The 16,628-nt window shown below is 61.1% G+C and carries 17 protein-coding genes and 1 pseudogene; 9 read left to right on the top strand and 9 right to left on the bottom strand.

What is annotated here, in order from left to right; genetic code table 11:
* Window positions 1–69: 69 nt before the first annotated feature.
* The 3 genes from ASE66_RS31360 to ASE66_RS12680 all read right to left on the bottom strand — a co-directional run bounded on the left by ASE66_RS31360 (window position 70) and on the right by ASE66_RS12680 (window position 1,401).
* Complete coding sequence (locus ASE66_RS31360; protein WP_200964586.1) at window positions 70–321, bottom strand: RES family NAD+ phosphorylase; 252 nt, start codon at window positions 319–321, stop codon at window positions 70–72.
* Window positions 318–689 (bottom strand): hypothetical protein, encoded by a 372-nt coding sequence (locus ASE66_RS12675; RefSeq protein WP_057189998.1) that lies wholly within the window; start codon window positions 687–689, stop codon window positions 318–320. The genes ASE66_RS31360 and ASE66_RS12675 overlap by 4 nt, the downstream gene beginning before the upstream one ends.
* Before the next feature lie 292 nt (window positions 690–981).
* Window positions 982–1,401 carry an Rrf2 family transcriptional regulator gene (locus ASE66_RS12680; RefSeq protein WP_057189999.1) on the bottom strand — a complete coding sequence of 140 codons (420 nt, stop codon included), beginning with the start codon at window positions 1,399–1,401 and terminating at the stop codon, window positions 982–984.
* A gap of 193 nt (window positions 1,402–1,594) precedes the next feature.
* Here ASE66_RS12680 and ASE66_RS12685 point away from each other — a divergent pair, with 193 nt between their 5' ends.
* Window positions 1,595–2,566 (top strand): alpha/beta fold hydrolase, encoded by a 972-nt coding sequence (locus ASE66_RS12685; RefSeq protein WP_057190000.1) that lies wholly within the window; start codon window positions 1,595–1,597, stop codon window positions 2,564–2,566.
* Between the two features lie 51 nt (window positions 2,567–2,617).
* Here ASE66_RS12685 and ASE66_RS12690 read toward each other — a convergent pair whose 3' ends face one another.
* On the bottom strand, window positions 2,618–3,526 hold the full coding sequence (locus ASE66_RS12690) for a LysR substrate-binding domain-containing protein (RefSeq protein ID WP_057190024.1): 909 nt from the start codon (window positions 3,524–3,526) through the stop codon (window positions 2,618–2,620).
* A gap of 161 nt (window positions 3,527–3,687) precedes the next feature.
* Here ASE66_RS12690 and ASE66_RS12695 point away from each other — a divergent pair, with 161 nt between their 5' ends.
* From ASE66_RS12695 to ASE66_RS33970, 3 genes are all read left to right on the top strand, one after another.
* Window positions 3,688–4,380: a type 1 glutamine amidotransferase domain-containing protein gene (locus ASE66_RS12695; RefSeq protein WP_057190001.1), complete on the top strand. Its 693-nt coding sequence runs from the start codon at window positions 3,688–3,690 to the stop codon at window positions 4,378–4,380.
* Between the two features lie 249 nt (window positions 4,381–4,629).
* Window positions 4,630–5,457 carry an alpha/beta fold hydrolase gene (locus tag ASE66_RS12700; protein WP_057190025.1) on the top strand — a complete coding sequence of 276 codons (828 nt, stop codon included), beginning with the start codon at window positions 4,630–4,632 and terminating at the stop codon, window positions 5,455–5,457.
* Window positions 5,458–5,690: 233 nt separating this feature from the next.
* A complete protein-coding gene (locus tag ASE66_RS33970) occupies window positions 5,691–5,942 on the top strand; it encodes a helix-turn-helix domain-containing protein (protein ID WP_082613394.1) in 252 nt (83 codons plus the stop codon).
* Between the two features lie 1,185 nt (window positions 5,943–7,127).
* On the opposite strand, the gene ASE66_RS12705 is transcribed toward ASE66_RS33970, so the two are convergent.
* Together ASE66_RS12705 and ASE66_RS12710 are read right to left on the bottom strand one after the other, a co-directional pair.
* Window positions 7,128–7,331, bottom strand: a complete 204-nt coding sequence (locus ASE66_RS12705; protein WP_057190002.1) for a CsbD family protein — start codon at window positions 7,329–7,331, stop codon at window positions 7,128–7,130.
* A 44-nt stretch (window positions 7,332–7,375) separates the two neighbouring features.
* Window positions 7,376–7,777: a PRC-barrel domain-containing protein gene (locus tag ASE66_RS12710; RefSeq protein ID WP_057190003.1), complete on the bottom strand. Its 402-nt coding sequence runs from the start codon at window positions 7,775–7,777 to the stop codon at window positions 7,376–7,378.
* 261 nt (window positions 7,778–8,038) lie between these two features.
* On the opposite strand from ASE66_RS12710, the gene ASE66_RS12715 reads away from it, so the two are divergent.
* The 4 genes from ASE66_RS12715 (at window position 8,039) to ASE66_RS12730 (ending at window position 13,308) form a co-directional block, all read left to right on the top strand.
* Window positions 8,039–9,259, top strand: a complete 1,221-nt coding sequence (locus tag ASE66_RS12715; protein WP_244494898.1) for an MFS transporter — start codon at window positions 8,039–8,041, stop codon at window positions 9,257–9,259.
* A 76-nt stretch (window positions 9,260–9,335) separates the two neighbouring features.
* A complete protein-coding gene (locus ASE66_RS12720) occupies window positions 9,336–10,466 on the top strand; it encodes a glycosyltransferase family 4 protein (RefSeq protein WP_082613395.1) in 1,131 nt (376 codons plus the stop codon).
* Between the two features lie 15 nt (window positions 10,467–10,481).
* On the top strand, window positions 10,482–12,686 hold the full coding sequence (locus tag ASE66_RS12725) for an amylo-alpha-1,6-glucosidase (protein ID WP_057190004.1): 2,205 nt from the start codon (window positions 10,482–10,484) through the stop codon (window positions 12,684–12,686).
* A gap of 367 nt (window positions 12,687–13,053) precedes the next feature.
* Window positions 13,054–13,308: a DUF768 domain-containing protein gene (locus ASE66_RS12730; protein ID WP_162262479.1), complete on the top strand. Its 255-nt coding sequence runs from the start codon at window positions 13,054–13,056 to the stop codon at window positions 13,306–13,308.
* A 442-nt stretch (window positions 13,309–13,750) separates the two neighbouring features.
* On the opposite strand, the gene ASE66_RS32085 is transcribed toward ASE66_RS12730, so the two are convergent.
* Window positions 13,751–14,059, bottom strand: a complete 309-nt coding sequence (locus ASE66_RS32085; protein ID WP_156412134.1) for a hypothetical protein — start codon at window positions 14,057–14,059, stop codon at window positions 13,751–13,753.
* 557 nt (window positions 14,060–14,616) lie between these two features.
* Between ASE66_RS32085 and ASE66_RS33975 the strand changes: the two are divergent.
* A pseudogene (locus ASE66_RS33975) lies at window positions 14,617–14,751 on the top strand (response regulator); the annotation flags it as partial.
* A gap of 194 nt (window positions 14,752–14,945) precedes the next feature.
* On the opposite strand, the gene ASE66_RS12745 reads toward ASE66_RS33975, so the two are convergent.
* Entirely contained in the window at window positions 14,946–15,269 is a 324-nt protein-coding gene (locus ASE66_RS12745; protein ID WP_244494900.1) for a SemiSWEET family sugar transporter, read from the bottom strand.
* Window positions 15,247–16,470 (bottom strand): YihY/virulence factor BrkB family protein, encoded by a 1,224-nt coding sequence (locus tag ASE66_RS12750; protein WP_244494902.1) that lies wholly within the window; start codon window positions 16,468–16,470, stop codon window positions 15,247–15,249. The genes ASE66_RS12745 and ASE66_RS12750 overlap by 23 nt, the downstream gene beginning before the upstream one ends.
* Window positions 16,471–16,628 lie beyond the last annotated feature (158 nt).

A 16,628-nucleotide genomic window follows, 5' to 3' on the forward strand; every position in this document is an offset into this window, starting at 1 on the left:
AGCGTCGCGGTCATCCGGGTCTGACCACCCGCTGCAGCGTGCCAGCTTGAGCTCGAGGCTGAGCGCGGATCAGCGTCGGAGATCGACGAGATTTTCCAACGTATAGGAGCATATCGTGCACGGCGGCAGGAAGGGAGACGTCTGTTGGTACTCCCGCAACGCCGTCACCTCGTCGAGCGCCAGATAGAGCGCTTCGACCCTCTCTCGATTGAAGCGGCCACCCTTGAGAGCTGCGCCTGCACCGCTTGTTGGTCGAGTGGCCCATTCTGGTGTGTGAGCACGGTAGACCAAGGTGCCTGCCGGAAAATCCTTGAGGATCAACCGACAAACCCCGAGCTTACAGACTCGAGATAGTCGATCGCATCGTCGGTTCGTCCTTCCGTGACCAACTGCAAGATGGTCTTATGTCGGAAGGTTGGGATCGGAGCGTTCTTGATGAGAAAGAGCGCACGGTCCTGATTGGGCTCTACGACAGACATGGCTGACAGGACCCGCATCAAGTCACGGAGAGCCGCCTGCAACTTGGGCGTATTCGGGTGCGTCCGGATCGTGTTGCGGTGAACTGACGCGATCGCGGCGAGATCCTGGAGCTGTAGACCAAACAAATCGGCAACGCCTGGTGCCGAGAGATCAGAGGTCCCGGGCCGATGGACAGACTCCAACACCTCGGGAAGCGCGAGTGCGGGCATGGGTATCTCCTGCCAAAAGAGCGCCCGCTCAATCTACGCACATTGCACGCACTTTTCGAGCATCGGAGAATTTGGCGTCGTCCGAGCCCCACCCGATGCCCGAGACTTCAATTACGGAGACCCGAGCTGCATCAACGCTGCGCGATAGCTCGGATCGTTGTAGAGCGGGACCAGATCGCATCCCCGTAGCTGATCTCGACCAGTTGCGTTCTTGTTTCCTACTAGAATGGTGAGCCGTGCAGGCCGCAGCTACATCCCGGCCTGCGTCCGCCCGGCCAGTCGGAATTCCGGATCACGCCGCAGAGATTGCCCGCTCGGCAATGGTCGAGAGCTTAAGCCTCGCCAGCTCCTCATGTAAGGTGAGCTCTGCGCGGCCGAACGCCTCAAGCAGAGCGGCATTCGTGGCGCGCTCGACCGGGCAGGAGGGGTGATCCTCCGACACGCCAGCGGATAGAAGCGGCCCTTCATCCAACGCCTTCTGCACGTCGAGCACAGTCAATTCATCCAGGGGCTGCAGCAGGATCCAGCCCCCTCCGCGACCGCCCTCTGAATTCACGATGCCCTTGCGCTTCAGGGCTCCCATCGTCCGACGCACGACGACGGGATTGGTGTTCAACATCTTGGCGATGGTTTCCGATGTCTCTCGTCCGCCCAATAATCCCATGTGAATGAGCACATGGAGCATCCGTGCCAGGCGGCTGTCCCGTTTCATCCGGATCTCCGTAAATCGTAACAATTATTGTTACGCATCCTTGACGCCGCGCGTTTCTGTAACTTATAAAATTACGGAATAACGATATCGAAGCGCGACACGTATATCAGCTGGCGTGCGGACGGCGACATGTCCGATGTCCGCAATATGAATTGATGCGCGGGACACAATGTCGGCAACCGAGAGAACGAAGATGTGCACCCGGATTGTCGAAACGCGGACCCTTCGAACGAACATCGTCGAGCAGGGAGATGGGCCGCTCATGCTCTTGTGCCACGGCTTTCCGGAAACTGCCCATGCCTGGCGGCACCAGATACGCACCCTTGCCGCCGCAGGATTTCGCGCGGTCGCGCCCGATATGCGCGGATACGGCCTGACGGAATCTCCCTCGGCGATCGATGCGTACACCGTGATCCACCTCGTCGGCGATATGATCGCGCTGCTGGACGCGCTTGAGGCCCAGACAGCCATCATTGTCGGCAATGACTGGGGAGCGACGGTTGCCTGGCAGGCGGCACAGATGCGGCCGGACCGTTTCCGTGGCGTGGTCGCGATCGGCGTGCCGATGATGGGACAGCCCCCTGTGCCGCCGACCCGCATCTTCCCACAGACCGACGACGCGCAACTCTATACGCTCTATTTCCAGGACCCCGGCGTGGCCGAGGCCGAACTGGAGCGGGACATTCCCCAGACGCTTCGCAAAATCCTCTTCGCAGCTTCCGGAAACGCCGGGGCGCGGCAAGCCGGCGACCAAACGCCAAATCCCTTCGGCATGGTATCTCGCAGGGATGGACTGCTTTCAGCACTGCCTGATCCGGGGCAAATGCCAGACTGGCTCACGGCTGCCGATCTCGATGCCTACACGGGCGCCTTCACCACCTCCGGTTTTCGCGGGGGATTGAACTACTATCGCAATCTGGATCGCAACTGGCAGCTACAAGCGTCCCTCGCCGGCGCGAAGGTAGAGATCCCGGCCCTTTTCGTCGTTGGCGAGCGTGATCCAGGCCTCAGTATGCCTGGAATGCACGACATCATCGATGCCATGCCGGCGCTTGTCCCTCGCCTCACTGAGAAGATCATCATCCCCGGCAGCGGGCACTGGCTCCCACAGGAGCGCCCGGATCGGCTCAACGACGCCATCATCAAGTTCGCCCGGCATATTTGAGACGATATCGATGGGATGCCGGGTGCTCCTTCGCCGATCGAATAAAGCGACTTACCGGTCTTCCGAAAGTTCTTTCGCCGTTTCGATGATCAGCGACCTCAGCCACTGGTGCGCCGGGTCATGGCGGTAGCGCACATGCCATGCCATCTCCACCGGAAACCTACCGAGATCGACGGGCGCCGGTATCACCTTGAAGCGCGGATCCCGTGCGAGGGCACGGCAGATCAGCGTGGGCAAGGTCGCGCAGTAGTCGGTAACGGCTATCATTTCGGGCACCGCCAGAAAATGCGTCACCGAGACGACCACCTCGCGCCGAATGCCTCGCTGTTCCAACGCCTGAAAGAGCCCTGCTCGCAATCGCCCGGGCGGGAGCACGTTGACATGTTTCAGGCGCTCATACTGCTTTCGGGAAATGCCGTCGGTCACCTCCGGGTGGTCCGCGCGCACCATGCAGGCGAGCCCATCGTCCATGATGTGCTGAACGACGAGATTGTCGGGTGGATCGACGATGCGCCCCAGCACCATGGCCGTCGTGCCCGAGATGACGCCGGTCTCGGCCAGATCATTGCCGAACGGCGTCATGCGCAGCTTGATCCCGGGGGCCTGCTTGCGCAGCCGCACAACCAGCGCCGGCATCAATACGAGCTCGACATAGCTGTTGGGCGCGAGAGTGAACAGGCGCTCGGCCCCTTCCGGCTGGAACTCCTGCTGGTTCACGACAAGATCATCCAACTGCGCGAGCGCCGCTTGAATCACCGGCGTGATCTCCTCCGCCAGTTGCGTGGGCTTTATGCCGTATCTTTCCCGGATGAAGAGCGGGTCGCGCAGCGTGTCGCGAAGACGGTTCAACGAATTGGACAGCGCCGGCTGGGTAATGCCCAGCCGCGCCGCAGCCCGCGTGACGCTCTGCTCCTCCATCAGAGCCAGGAAGACGGGGAGAAGGTTGAGATCGTACTTCATCCAGATATAATCTGACATCTATATCTAAAATCAAAGAAATAAATTTTTCTAATATGTAGTCCGATGCGATGATCCCTTCATCGAAACGGCCAGCGCCGCTTCGTCCAACTTCATGCTCCAAAAAGCGGCTAGCCCGCGACTCTGCTCGAAAGGATCAGGCGATGAAAATCCTCATGGTGCTCACCTCACACGACACGCTCGGCGACACCGGCAAGAAGACCGGATTCTGGCTCGAGGAATTGGCCGCGCCGTATTACGTGTTCAAGGACGCTGGCGCCGACATCACCCTCGCCTCGCCGAAGGGCGGCCAGCCGCCGCTCGACCCCAAGAGCGACGAGCCGGCCTTCCAGACCGAGGCGACACGGCGCTTCAGCGCGGACGAGGCCGCCAAGGCCCAGCTCGCCGCAACGGTCCGTCTGGACAGCGTCGCCCAGGAGGATTTCGACACGGTCTTCTACCCCGGTGGCCACGGCCCGATGTGGGATCTCGCCGAGGACCAGGCATCCATCGGTTTGATTGAGTCCTTCATCGCCGCCGGCAAGACGATCGCCCTTGTCTGCCATGCACCAGGCGTCCTGCGTCGCGTCAGGAACCCCGACGGCACGCCGTTCGTTCAGGGCCGGCAAGTCACCGGCTTCACCAACAGCGAGGAAGAAGCCATGGGCCTCACGAAGGTCGTGCCGTTCCTGGTGGAGGATGAGCTCGTCCGCCTCGGCGCGGTCTTCTCGAAGGTCAAGGACTGGGGGATGAACACGGTGATCGACGGCCGGCTCATCACCGGCCAGAACCCGGCATCGTCGGCCGAAGCGGCACAGGCTCTCATTACCGCTCTGGCATCGGCCCGGGCCGCCTGAATCGGCGCCGAACCCCTGTATCGCAATCCGCCGACGGCATGACGGCGATGGACCGGGCACGCCGGCCAGCACCTTGGCGTGCCCCGAGCGAGTATCTTCCCAACCAGGAGAAGGACCATGCCTCCGATCACCGTCGACATTACCCGCCGCGATGCACTGGCTCTCGGAAGCGGTCTCACAGCCTCCCTCTTCACCTCCAGCAACCCCAACGCGGCACCCGCCGCACTCAACGAAAAAGGAGATCTCATCATGAGCACGGTCAAGACCAAGGACGGCACCAACATCTTCTTCAAGGACTGGGGTCCGCGAGACGGCCAGCCCATCGTCTTCGCCCATGGCTGGCCGTTGTCATCGGACGCCTGGGACGCCCAGCTTCTCTATTTCGGCCTGCAGGGTTTTCGGGTGATCGCTCATGACCGCCGCGGCCATGGTCGCTCTGATCAGCCCTGGAACGGCAACAACATGGACCAGTATGCCGACGACCTGGCCGAAGTGATCGAAAAGCTGGACTTGAAGAATGCCGTCCTGATCGGCCACTCGACCGGCGGCGGCGAAGTCGCCCGCTATATCGGCCGCCATGGCACCAAGCGCGTGGCGAAGGTGGTCCTGGTCGGCGCGGTGCCGCCGCTGATGCTGAAGACGGCTGACAATCCCGAAGGCACCCCGATCGAGGCCTTCGACGCCATCCGCACCAATGTGAGAAGCAACCGCTCGCAGTTCTATTACGACCTGACGACACCCTTCTACGGCTTCAACCGTCAGGGAGCCCAGGTCAATGACGGCTTCCGCGAGAGCTTCCGTCTGCAGGGGCTCGCTGGCGGTATCAAGGGCCAGTACGACTGCATCCGCGAATTCTCCGAGGTCGACTACACCGCCGACCTGAAGGCGATCGACAAGCCCACGCTGATCATCCACGGCTCGGACGACCAGATCGTCCCGATCGCCGCTTCCGCTCACAAGGCAGCCAAGATCGTCAAGAGCGCCGAGCTGAAGATCTACGAAGGTGGCAGCCACGGCCTGGCTCAAGTCGACGCCGACCGCTTCAATGCCGACGTACACGCCTTCATCAGGGCTTGAGGCGCGACTGGCGGGCGCCTTTTACGAGGTGCCCGCCAGATCATTGGACGTGGAGGGGCGCAAAAGGCCCGCGAAGCGGATCTTGAAGCTGCTACTCAGAATCCCTCAAGCACAGCAGACATTCGCGAAGAGAGGGTACTGTCGGGTCGGCGTATAGGACATCCAGAACTGTGCCGCGCACTCTCTGTTGCAGTGATCTTGAGAGTGTCGAAAGCGGCATCCGTGATCATGATATGAGCTGGCGGTCGGAATGGCGATGTGGGTCGATATACCGCGAATGGGTCGTCAGCGTTGGCAAGCGCGATGGCTTGGCGCGGGTCGCTCACCTGCTTTGTGAATTCGGCCGCCGACTCGAGGTTGCAGGTCTTGGAAAGTCCGAAGGATTCTACCTGCCCATGACGCAAGAACACCTCGCCGACGCCACAGGAATGTCCCTAGTCCACATCAATCGCGTACTAACCGCTGTTTTCGGGCCACGGCCTTGAGCGGCTGGGGCGCGTAGGCCCAAGTCGTCGATCTCGATTATGGCCGCTCAGCCAACTCGTAAGCTGACCAGAGTCCGGAGGGCCTTGGAATGGCGGGCAGTGTCCGATGCTGCGTGATGTTCAACGGGCCCGGCAAGCTCGAACATTGTTGTCCAAGCATCGAATGCCCTTTCGGGATCTAGCTCACGTTCCGCGATAATGCCTCGGACGACAGTGTCGACCGGCTTCAGATCGAAAGGACAAAATGGCTCAGTCGGAGCGCAATGGCGGAGGCTCGACATAGATGGAAAGCTCGCCTGCTTCTTCCCTTCAGAATCTCATTTCGACCCTGCCCTTGAGGGCGTGGTCTCTGGCGCGTTCGCCGATGGCGGCGGAGTAGGTCACGTCCAGCGCCGTGGCGGACGAGATGCGCCAGTCGAGGCCGGACTCGCGACCAGCCTCTCGATCGATCTGGGCCGCGAAGGCGCTGGCCGGCTCGGGCTTTCGCGTGGCCCGCTTCGAATTCGAATATATGGCGGCACGGTGGACCGGAGCTGAAGGCCAATTCGAGTCGCAAGGAAGATGTGCTCAGGGAAATTGTCAGGCAGCTGCGGCGAGATGCTTAACGCTACTTTCAGTGAGGTTATTCGGCTTTGATATGAGCATTAGGCGAGATCATGCATGTCTTCGCGCCACAGTTGCGCGTTGAGCCCGCCGCACCCGGGTCGCTGCGTCCATGGCGGCGAATATCAGCGGGGAAGGTGTGATGTCGCTCGTTTTTGTACGGCGAGGAGTACGGGACAGGGAGGCCGAGTGGATCTGTTTCAATGGACGCCCTTTTTGCTACTGCACGGCGTAATGGACAGCGAACCACGCGATCCCTGCAAGCAATAGCCCGCCAATGAGCACGGCGAGCACAGGCATCCCTAAAAAGCCCTGACGGGCTTCCACTGGGGTTTCCACAGCTGGATCCAGACTGGAGTGACGATCGGCCTGAAGCGGTGGGATTGACTCGGTTCCGTGCATCTCGCTTTGCGCCTTAGCTCGCACGGTCGCGGCACGAATGTCGGGATCGTTAGAATTTGCCATTAGAACCTCGGATTGGCGTTGACGGGCCAGTGGAACGGGAAGGCCCGCCGCCCAGTGAGAGCGACGGGCCATCGTCTGAGCCATAGCTGGGCAGCCTGCTGGCCCAACCGATGATGCTCACCAAGTCTGGCGATTGTACCAAGTGTCGACGTCGGCTTTCACCTTGTCCTTCTCGATACCATAGCGCTCCTGGATCTTGCCTTCGAGCTGGTCTCGCTTGCCGGCAATGACGTCGAGATCGTCATCGGTCAGCTTGCCCCACTGCTCCTTGACCTTGCCCTTGAGCTGCTTCCAATTTCCTTCGACACGGTTCCAGTCCATGGCGGACCTCCTGTGGTTGCAGTTTGCCGAAGTGCGGGCGGAGCTCACTTGCTCCAGCGGCCCTCGTATTTGAATTCGGGCGCCGCCTTCAGGGCATCCTTCGTCGTGTCCATCGTGGCCGTCCACTTCTTGTCGTTCTCGGAATAGACGACGTTCACGGCCGATGGCGTAACCACGACGTAGCGCTCTCCAATGCCCAGGAAGCCGCCCACCGACAGGATCAGGCCCGAGAGGTTGCCGCCGGAAACGACCAGATCCTTGATCTCGCCAACAGTCTCCTTGGCATTATTGTGGACGTTGAGGCCGATCAGATTGCTGCTGAGCACGTCGGTCGGTAGCGCTTTGACATAGACTTCGCGCGTAGAAGTCGTAGCTGTCTGCGCATGCAGAGAGGTCGCTCCGGTAAAGGATGTGGCAATGGCAAGAGCGACGAACATTTTGCGCATTAAATAATCTCCGAAAAATTATATCCCAGCCGCCTCAACAACGTTCGCTTATTCGGCTTGTTCCGCGAGTTCGATTGAAAAAGTCAGGGGGCAGTAACAATGCTAGGCTACGGAACTGCGGTCAGCCTGCCGAGCACGGGGCCCTTCTAACCGACATCGGGCGATTGCCTTCGGAACTGCCTCGACCGGTTCGGGGTTCTTGCAGCGAGCAGGGATAGCTCGTCCTCAACGCCGTAAGGGCGTTACGATCGCGAGTTCACCGTGGTGACCCAGGATCGCCTCGATCGAAATCCGCTCTCTCACTTCATCCTGCTTTATGTGCTGATGTATGGAGCGTTTGGAGTGGCGTCGCCATTCTGGCCGCGCTTCTTCGAAACGCGCGGGTTGGGACCTGAAGAGCTTGGCGTATTGCTTGCGCTTGGGACTGCTGTACGCCTCGTCTCGGGTCCGTTTGCTGGCCGTGTAGCCGATCGGCTCGGGGCGCGACGAGCGGTCCTCGCAATCTGCATCGTTATGTCAGGGCTCTTTGCTCTTGGCCTATTGCCGGCCGAGAGCTTCTGGTTACTGTTTGTGGTCAGCCTGTGTCAGGCAGCATCGTTGGCACCAGTGACTACGCTGGCGGACGCGTTGGCGCTACGCGAAGCGAGCGGAGCAGGAAACGCCACCGGACGGCGCTTCGAATACGGGTGGGTGCGTGGCGCAGGGTCAGCGGCCTTCATCGCCGGCACACTCATTGCTGGTCAGATCGTGAGCTTGGTGGGACTGTCTTCGATCGTGCTGGTGCATGCAGGCCTGCTGGTCGCCTCCGCCGCAGTCGCCTATCACTTGATCCGGAGCGCATCCTCCCACGAAGAGAGAGCCGAGCCCGCCGCTTCCCCGCTCGCGGGCTTCGCACCGCTCCTTCGCATAGCGTTGTTTCGCCGGTTGCTTCTGGTTGCCGCGCTTATCCTCGGCAGCCATGCTGTGCACGACGCCTTCGCTGTTATCCGCTGGAATGCTGCGGGCATCGGTCCGGGAATGGCCAGTCTCCTTTGGTCGCTCTCAGTGGCGGGCGAAGTGATCGTCTTCTTCCTAATCGGTCCAACGCTGATGGCGCGTGTAGGCCCGGCTGCCGCTGCTGCGATCGCTGCCGGCGCCGGCATTCTGCGCTGGGTCGTCATGGCGCTGAGTGCCGCGCCGCTTGCGCTTGCGATCGTGCAGCCGCTGCACGGTTTCACCTTCGCCCTTTTGCATCTCGCATGCATGCGGTTGCTCACCCAGGTTGTACCACCGCAACTGGCAGCCACGGGACAGGCCATCTATGCGCTTGCCGCTGCTACGACGACGGCATTCCTGACCTTAGCGGCCGGCGCGCTCTACGCCCGCTGGGGGGGCGCAGCGTTCTTCGTGATGGCGGCTTTGTGCGCTGCTGCTTTGTCGCTGACGCCGGGACTGCGCGAGCCAACTCCGGCTGATGCCAAATCGCCACATGGTAATCGATGAACCCCGAGCAGGGCATCCGCGTTGTCGGGTTCAGGCGGGGGAAAGCAGTCTCGAAATCCAGAAGGAATTCAGCGAGATGCGCATCGCTCAGGTGGCCCCGTTGGCGGAGGCGGTTCCCCCGAGGCTCTATGGCGGCACCGAGAGAGTGGTGTCCTGGCTCGCCGAAGAGCTCGTCCATCAAGGTCAGGACGTCACGCTATTTGCAAGCGGCGACTCGCGCAGCAGCGCAAAGCTTGTTTCAGCCGTGCCGGAGGCGCTGCGGCTTGCTGGTATCCGCGACCACACGGCGAGCACACTCGTCATGCTGGACGAGGTCCGGCGTCGGGCAGAGGAGTTTGACATCATCCATTTCCATGTCGACCTCCTCCAGTTTGCGCTGTTCAAGGACTTGCTGCCGAAATGCGTAACGACGCTGCACGGGCGCCTCGACCTACCCGACTTCCATCCGGTCTTCCGCGCCTTCCCCGAAATGCCGCTTGTTTCAATTTCGGACGATCAGCGGCGCCCGCTGCCCGCGGTCAACTGGCTCTCGACCATTCATCACGGTCTCCCCGAGAAGCTCTACCGATTCACAGAGCAGCCGGGCGGCTATTTGGCATTCCTCGGCCGGATCTCGCCTGAGAAGCGCCCGGACCGAGCGATCGAGATCGCAAAGCGTAGCGGGGTACCGCTGAAGATCGCGGCCAAAGTAGACCCAGCCGACCGCGATTATTTCGTCTGCACGATCCAGCCTCTGCTCGATCATCCCCTCGTCGACTTCATCGGCGAGATCGACGATGCAAGGAAGGGCGATTTCCTGTCTGGAGCTTCGGCTCTTCTGTTCCCGATTGACTGGCCGGAGCCATTCGGGCTTGTCATGATCGAGGCAATGGCATGCGGAACCCCGGTGATCGCCTGGGGCGCGGGCTCCGTTCCCGAAGTGATCGATCACGGCATTTCCGGCATGATCGTATCGTCGCTAGACGAAGCGGTCGAAGCCGTTGGACAGGTTTATCGGCTGGACCGAGGCGCCGTGCGCGATTGCTTCGAGATGCGCTTCACGGCGTCTCGCATGGCGACGGACTATATCGAGACATTCGCCAATATGCTGGATCGCAGCCGCCTGGCACCGACGCAAGCGACACCTTCCCTGGTCTTGCCGTCCCTCTATCAAGAGGCGCATGGTATGGCCACCGGCGCGGGGGCTAGTCCCTTGCAGTCGGCCTGAACCGGGGCAGATCCGATGCCCGAAACCAATCGCGCCTCAGCGCAGATTGCGCCCGCGCAAAGCGGTCCCAATCTCTGGTCCGAATATGAGATCGAGGCGAAGACTTCGCTCACCGATCGCGTCCTGCGCAATCTCAAACACGGCGACGCCTTCGCTGTGATGGACGCTCATGGCGACATCGGGACGGTAAGCGAAACTGCGGAAGGTCTGTTCTATCGCGACACGCGCTTTCTCTCGCTGCTTGAGTTGCGAGTGGAAGGGAAGCGCCCGTTGCTTCTGAGCTCCGCTGTACATGAGGACAAGGCTGCGCTGTCGGTCGAACTCACAAACCCCGATTTGCGTATCGGCGATGTCCGGTTGCCGCGGGACACCATCTTTCTTCATCGCACCAAACTCCTTTGGCGGGCCGTCTGCTATGAGCGGATCAACGTCAGAAACTTCGGGCCCGTGCCGCTGAAGCTGCGCATCGACCTACTGTTCGGCGCCGACTATCATGACATGTTCGAGGTCCGCGGAACGCAGCGCCTGCAACGCGGGGCAAGCACTGCGGAGGTGATCGGCCCCGACCGGGTCGAATTCTGCTATATCGGCCTTGATCAGATCGAGCGCCGGACCATCATCGAAGCAAGCCCGGTTCCGGTGGTGATCGACCGCCATCGTATGACGATGGAAGTCGAGCTCGGATGCGACGAACAGCGGTCGCTTTTTCTGACAGTCTCCTGCCTAGATGTCGCGGAAAAATCATTGCCGCCGGTGAATTTTTTCGCGGCGTACCGCGAGACGCGGCGGGCGCGGCGCGGCGCTACGGCCCAGATCGCAACCGTGACGACTTCGAGCCACGCGTTCAACGAGATGCTGTGCCGGGCCAAATCAGACGTCTACACACTGATCACCTGGGGGGAGCACGGGCCGTATCCCTATGCCGGCATTCCTTGGTTCAACACCGTATTTGGACGCGACGGCATCATCACGGCGATGCTGATGCTTTGGATCGATCCTGAGATCGCGCGCGGAGTGCTGCGAACCCTGGCTGCGACGCAGGCTCCGCTGGTCGATCCGGACGCAGACGCTCAGCCGGGCAAAATCCTGCACGAGATGCGACACGGCGAGATGGCGAGGCTGCGCGAGGTGCCGTTCGGGCGCTACTACGGCACGATCGACGCGACCCCGCTTTTTCTGATGCTGGCGGGTCAGTACCTTGAACGGACCGGCGACCTTGCCACGATCCAGGCGATCTGGCCCAATATCTGCTCAGCGCTGCGCTGGCTTGACGATTATGGCGATCGTGACGGCGATGGGTTCATAGAATACGCCCGAGCTCGTCAGAGCGGACTTGCAAATCAGGGCTGGAAAGACTCGCATGATGCAGTTTTCCATGCCGATGGAAGCGATGCCCCAGGGGCTATCGCCCTCTGCGAGGTCCAAGCCTATGCCTACGCCGCCAAGCAGCACGCTTCCGTGATGGCGCGCCGACTCGGACACACCGACATGGCGTCGCGGCTAACGAACGAAGCAGAGCGTCTTCGCGGCAACTTCGAAAGCGCCTTTTGGTGCGAGGAACTTGGGACCTATGCGCTCGCGCTGGATGGCAGCAAGCGGCCCTGTCTCGTCTCGGCATCGAATGCCGGGCACGCGCTTTTCGCCGGCATTGCGGCGCCGGATCGGGCTAAGCGGGTTGCAGCGAACTTGCTCGCGCCCGCTGGCTGCAGTGGCTGGGGCATTCGTACTCTAGCCATGGGAGAACCTCGCTATAATCCGATGTCCTATCACAATGGCTCGGTATGGCCGCACGACAATGCGCTGATCGCAATAGGGCTTGGCCGGTACGGCCTTAGGACTGAGGCGAGCCGCGTCTTCTCGGCGATCTTCGACGCCGGCAGACATCAAGACATGTCGCGCCTGCCGGAATTGTTCTGCGGGTTCACCAGGAAGCCGCACCGCGCGCCGACACCTTACCCCGTCGCCTGCGCGCCGCAGGCCTGGTCGGCGGCGGCGGTTTTCGGCCTGCTTGGAGCTTGCCTGGGCCTAGAGCTCAAACATGAAGAGGATGAGATCGAGTTCCATGAGCCCGTCATGCCCGATTTCCTCGATGAGGTCGTGATCCGGAACCTTCGGCTCGGCGCGTCGCGCGCCGATGTGAGGCTCCATCGCTATGGCTCCGACGTGACCGCCAATGTCCTGTCGCGCGATGGCAGCGCCAAGATCTTGATCTCGAAATAGTTGAGAGTACGAAAGAAACTTCGAACTTCTCCGGCCTACGCTTCAGAACAAAGCCGTGCAGGTTCCGGTCGGCGCATAAGCGGCAGGTTTTATTTCCCGTATAGCAACAAGAGCGCCTCACGCGTTCGCTATGCGGAACCCGAAAGCGCCGGAAACCTGACCACATCCGGTGAAAAGTTTGAAAGGCCAGCCAAGTCGTGAGGCAGTTGGGTCGGGCCGTCCGTCTGTTGGCAGCAGGCGAGGCAAATGTCGCTCGGTCACGGCTATAACCTTCACTCATCGTCAGCCGGGCCGCCTGCGGAACATGCATGATCGGTGTGGGTATTGCTAGGAGGTCGCAGGTCCAAAGCCTTTTAAGGAGGAGATGATGTCAGAACGCGCAATCAGTTTTGTGGAGTTTTGGCTTATCGACCGGATTAAGCCTGACGTATTTCACGATGAGGAAGGTCCAGCGGAGCGCAATAAGTATCTTGCTGGACAGCTCATCCTGGATGCTGGTTCCGCAGGTATTCAGCCGCATGAGATCGAGGAAGAATATCCCGATCTTAACAGAACCATCGCGGAAGCGATGGAGGAGGCGGCCGACGAGGAAGCAAAACGCGCTATTCTCGAAGATGAATAAGTGGTCGTTTCGGCACGAAAAATATCGCTATTGCGCCTTCGGCTGACCGTTAGAGCGACGCTTGGCCCCTTGCGGCTAATGGTGGTAAAATCGCGTGTACTGACCAGCACACATCGTCAGATGCGGCGCCCGACAGCTTCAGTGCCGGTTCCGTTCTCGGTACAAGCCGTTCAGCTCACGAGGTTGAGGCCATGGGCACCCTTGCAGGTGGCCTGCTGGTTGCTACGCCAAAGAACTTCGTTTGGCGCAAAGATATATGGGGCCAGTTCTACCGCGTTGGATGAGCCGAGGATTGCCGCGGAAACGACGAGACGGTCAGACGCCCATAGTTCGATAGTAACGTTCGCACAGTTTGCGACACTGATCGCAACCCGCCCGAGCATCTGCCGATCCTGAATGCGACGCTGAGAATGTCTAGTGCAAAAGTTCGGCTCCAATGGGGCTACTTGCGAACACCGTCTTCGCTCACCTTCCGACGGGTGCATGACATGATACGAGCGGGCCTCTCGACGCCGCCCCAATGTTCTCCGAGAGTTAACGGTGATCCCGCTAGGATTGCCGTGATCACACCAATGAGATCGGGGAATTCGCCGACGATTTCCTCGGGCGGAATTCCGCTTCCGTTTGCAGCGATCAAGAGATGCACCGCATAATTGTCTGGCGTTTCTGTCCGGCAGGCGGAGCCGCTCGTACGGCGCTGTAAATTTCTGGACAGCCAATCTTCAACAAAACCGACTGCTCGCAGCGACATCGCGCCTCTCCAGGGATTAGGGCTCTCCGCTCAGAATGAGCAACGCGTATGCCGGCGCGATAACATTTGATTTGCGAGTTCAGTGCGCTGCCGTACCAAGCAGCGCCCGGCAGTGCCTTCGTGCTGGCATGCGCTAGGCATGCTTGGTGACCTTCCTCAAGGCGAGGGACACGCAAAGCGGTCCTCCCATCATCGAAAGCGGCATGCCGATCGACGTGCTGTTTACCGATGTGGTCATGCCGAGGCCGTTGCGTAGTCCCGAGCTGGCCGTCAGGCGCGTGAAGGCCTTTCCGAAATCGCCGTCCTCTCCACCTCCGGCTATACGGACAACGCCATCATCGGTTGCGGACGCATCGATCCTCGGGTCGAGCTCCTCAGCAAGCCCTATACACGTAAGGCATTGGCACGGAGGCTGCGCCATGTTCTGGCCAATCGCCCCGAGCGCAAGCCCGGCCGAGACCGCGCCCGTGATGGTGGATGACACCGCCGACCGGCCGCGCGCCTTGCGGATTCTGTTAGTCGAGGATGACGCGCTGATGCGAATGACGACGGCCGATATGCTGACCGACCTCCGGCATGAGGTCATCGAAGCCGGCGATGGCACGCAGGCTCTGCCCGGGTTTGAGGCCCAGAGGATCGATCTGCTGATTACTGATATCGGCTTGCCTGGCATCTCGGGAACCGAGTTGGCGAAGGCGGCACGAGCGGGTAACGCGAGTCTGCCGGTCATTTTCGCGACGGGCGCGGCGCGACACCATCGTCCAACGGCGAGATATCCGCGGCGATTCCGGGTGCGGTCTTCCTCCACAACCATACAGCATCCCCGGCCTGATCGAGGCGATCGAGACGCTGAACAGGAGGCGAGCCGACTAGGTACGCCACGGTCTCATTTGCCGGAAACCTGGTCGGCGACCCTGTCTTTCGCACGCTGCGGGAGCAGCGTCATGACGAGAATGAATGCCGCGAGCAGAAAGCAGACGCCGTTGGTGATAATCAGCGGCCATTCGCGAAGGCCGACTCCATAGGCGGTCCAGAGCGCGAAGCCTGTTGTCGTGAACCTGTACATCACCGGCGAGATCGCCTGCGTGTCCCTCGTCCGGACGATCCGCCAGGCCTGCGGGATGAAGCTTGCCATCGAGCAGATGGCCGCCAGGCTGCCGATGATCGTGATCCAGCTCATCTTAAATTCAATCCTTGCGGTCGGCGACATCCGCCCCGCGCAGCCCGAGGGGCGCCGGCGGGCCTCGCGTTGTGTCTCTATCGGTCTGTCGTTCCGACTCGGCGTTCAGCTCGGCACCGACCAGAATGATCGTGGCCGAGATCCACATCCACATCATCAGGCCGATCGCGGCGCCGACCGTGCCGTAGGTCTTGTCGTAATCTTCGAAATTCGCCACGTACCAGGAGAAGCCGATCGAGGCGACGATCCAGACGAGGACGGCGACGACCGCACCGGGGCTGACCCAGCGCCATTGCGCCTGATCGCGGCTCGGTCCGAACCGGTAGAGCACTGCCAGGCCGGCTGCGAGAACGACGATCAGCACCGGCCAGCGCCCGATCTGGATCAGCGGCTCGGCGACCGATCCGAGATAGAGACCCTCGAGCAGAAGGGGGATGGCGACGACCGCAAAGCCGCCGACTAGGGCGAAGATTAACATACCGGCGGTGAAGGCGAGCGAGATCAGATTGAGCGTCATGAAGCCGCGCTTTTCGTCCTCGCCATAGGCGATGTTGAGGGCGTCGAACATCGCTTTCATCCCGGCATTGGCGCTCCATATGGAAAGAGCGAGGCTGAGGATGAGGGATAGTCCAAGCTCGCCTCCGCCTTGAGCTGTGAGCTTGAGAGCCTGTTCGCGGATGAGCTCGTAACCGTCCTCCGGCATCATAGTCGCCAGGGCCGAGAGGTGCTCGACAACGGTTTCGGGCGAGGCGATCAGCCCGTAGAGGCTGACAAAGGCGGCAAGGGCCGGGAACAGGGCGAGCAACCCGTAGAATGTCACGCCCGCAGCCACTGCGAGCACGCGGTCGCGGTCCACTTCGTAGTAAGTGCGCTTGGCAATGTCGTACCATCCCGCCGGCGGGATATCGGCGGGTGAGACGGCGTCGTCACCATCGCGCGATCGCAGCGGGCGTCCCGCTTTTTCCCGCTGCTCGCGATTGGAGCTGCTGCCACCTGCTAAGCCAGGCAGGAGGAAAAGGGCCAGCGCCGCTCCAAGCCCGATCAAGCCGAGATCCCTGGCCGCCCCGCGCAGGCCGGCCTCCAACTGCTTGCCATCCAAGCGCTTTTTACGTGAACCTGATTGTTTCGAGACTTTGATCATCGTGACCGACGGGAGAGAGCGTTCGTCGGGAACGCTCGCCCGGCCGCCGTGTTCCGCGTCACGAGCTGACGATGCCAGGCCATAAATCAAGACGTCTTCGTTTGGAACCCGCTCTGGACCTCCCGGTTCTTCTGAGGTGCCAAGATCGAGGGTGATGTGCAAAGCGGCTCAGCTGGAACTCCGCGGATCTACTATCTGCATCCGACTTTTGGTGGCGGACCCGAGACCTGGGACGGCCATCTCCAACG

It is taken from the genome of Allobosea sp. Root483D1 (assembly GCF_001429505.1).
In the GTDB taxonomy this organism is placed as follows: domain Bacteria; phylum Pseudomonadota; class Alphaproteobacteria; order Rhizobiales; family Beijerinckiaceae; genus Allobosea.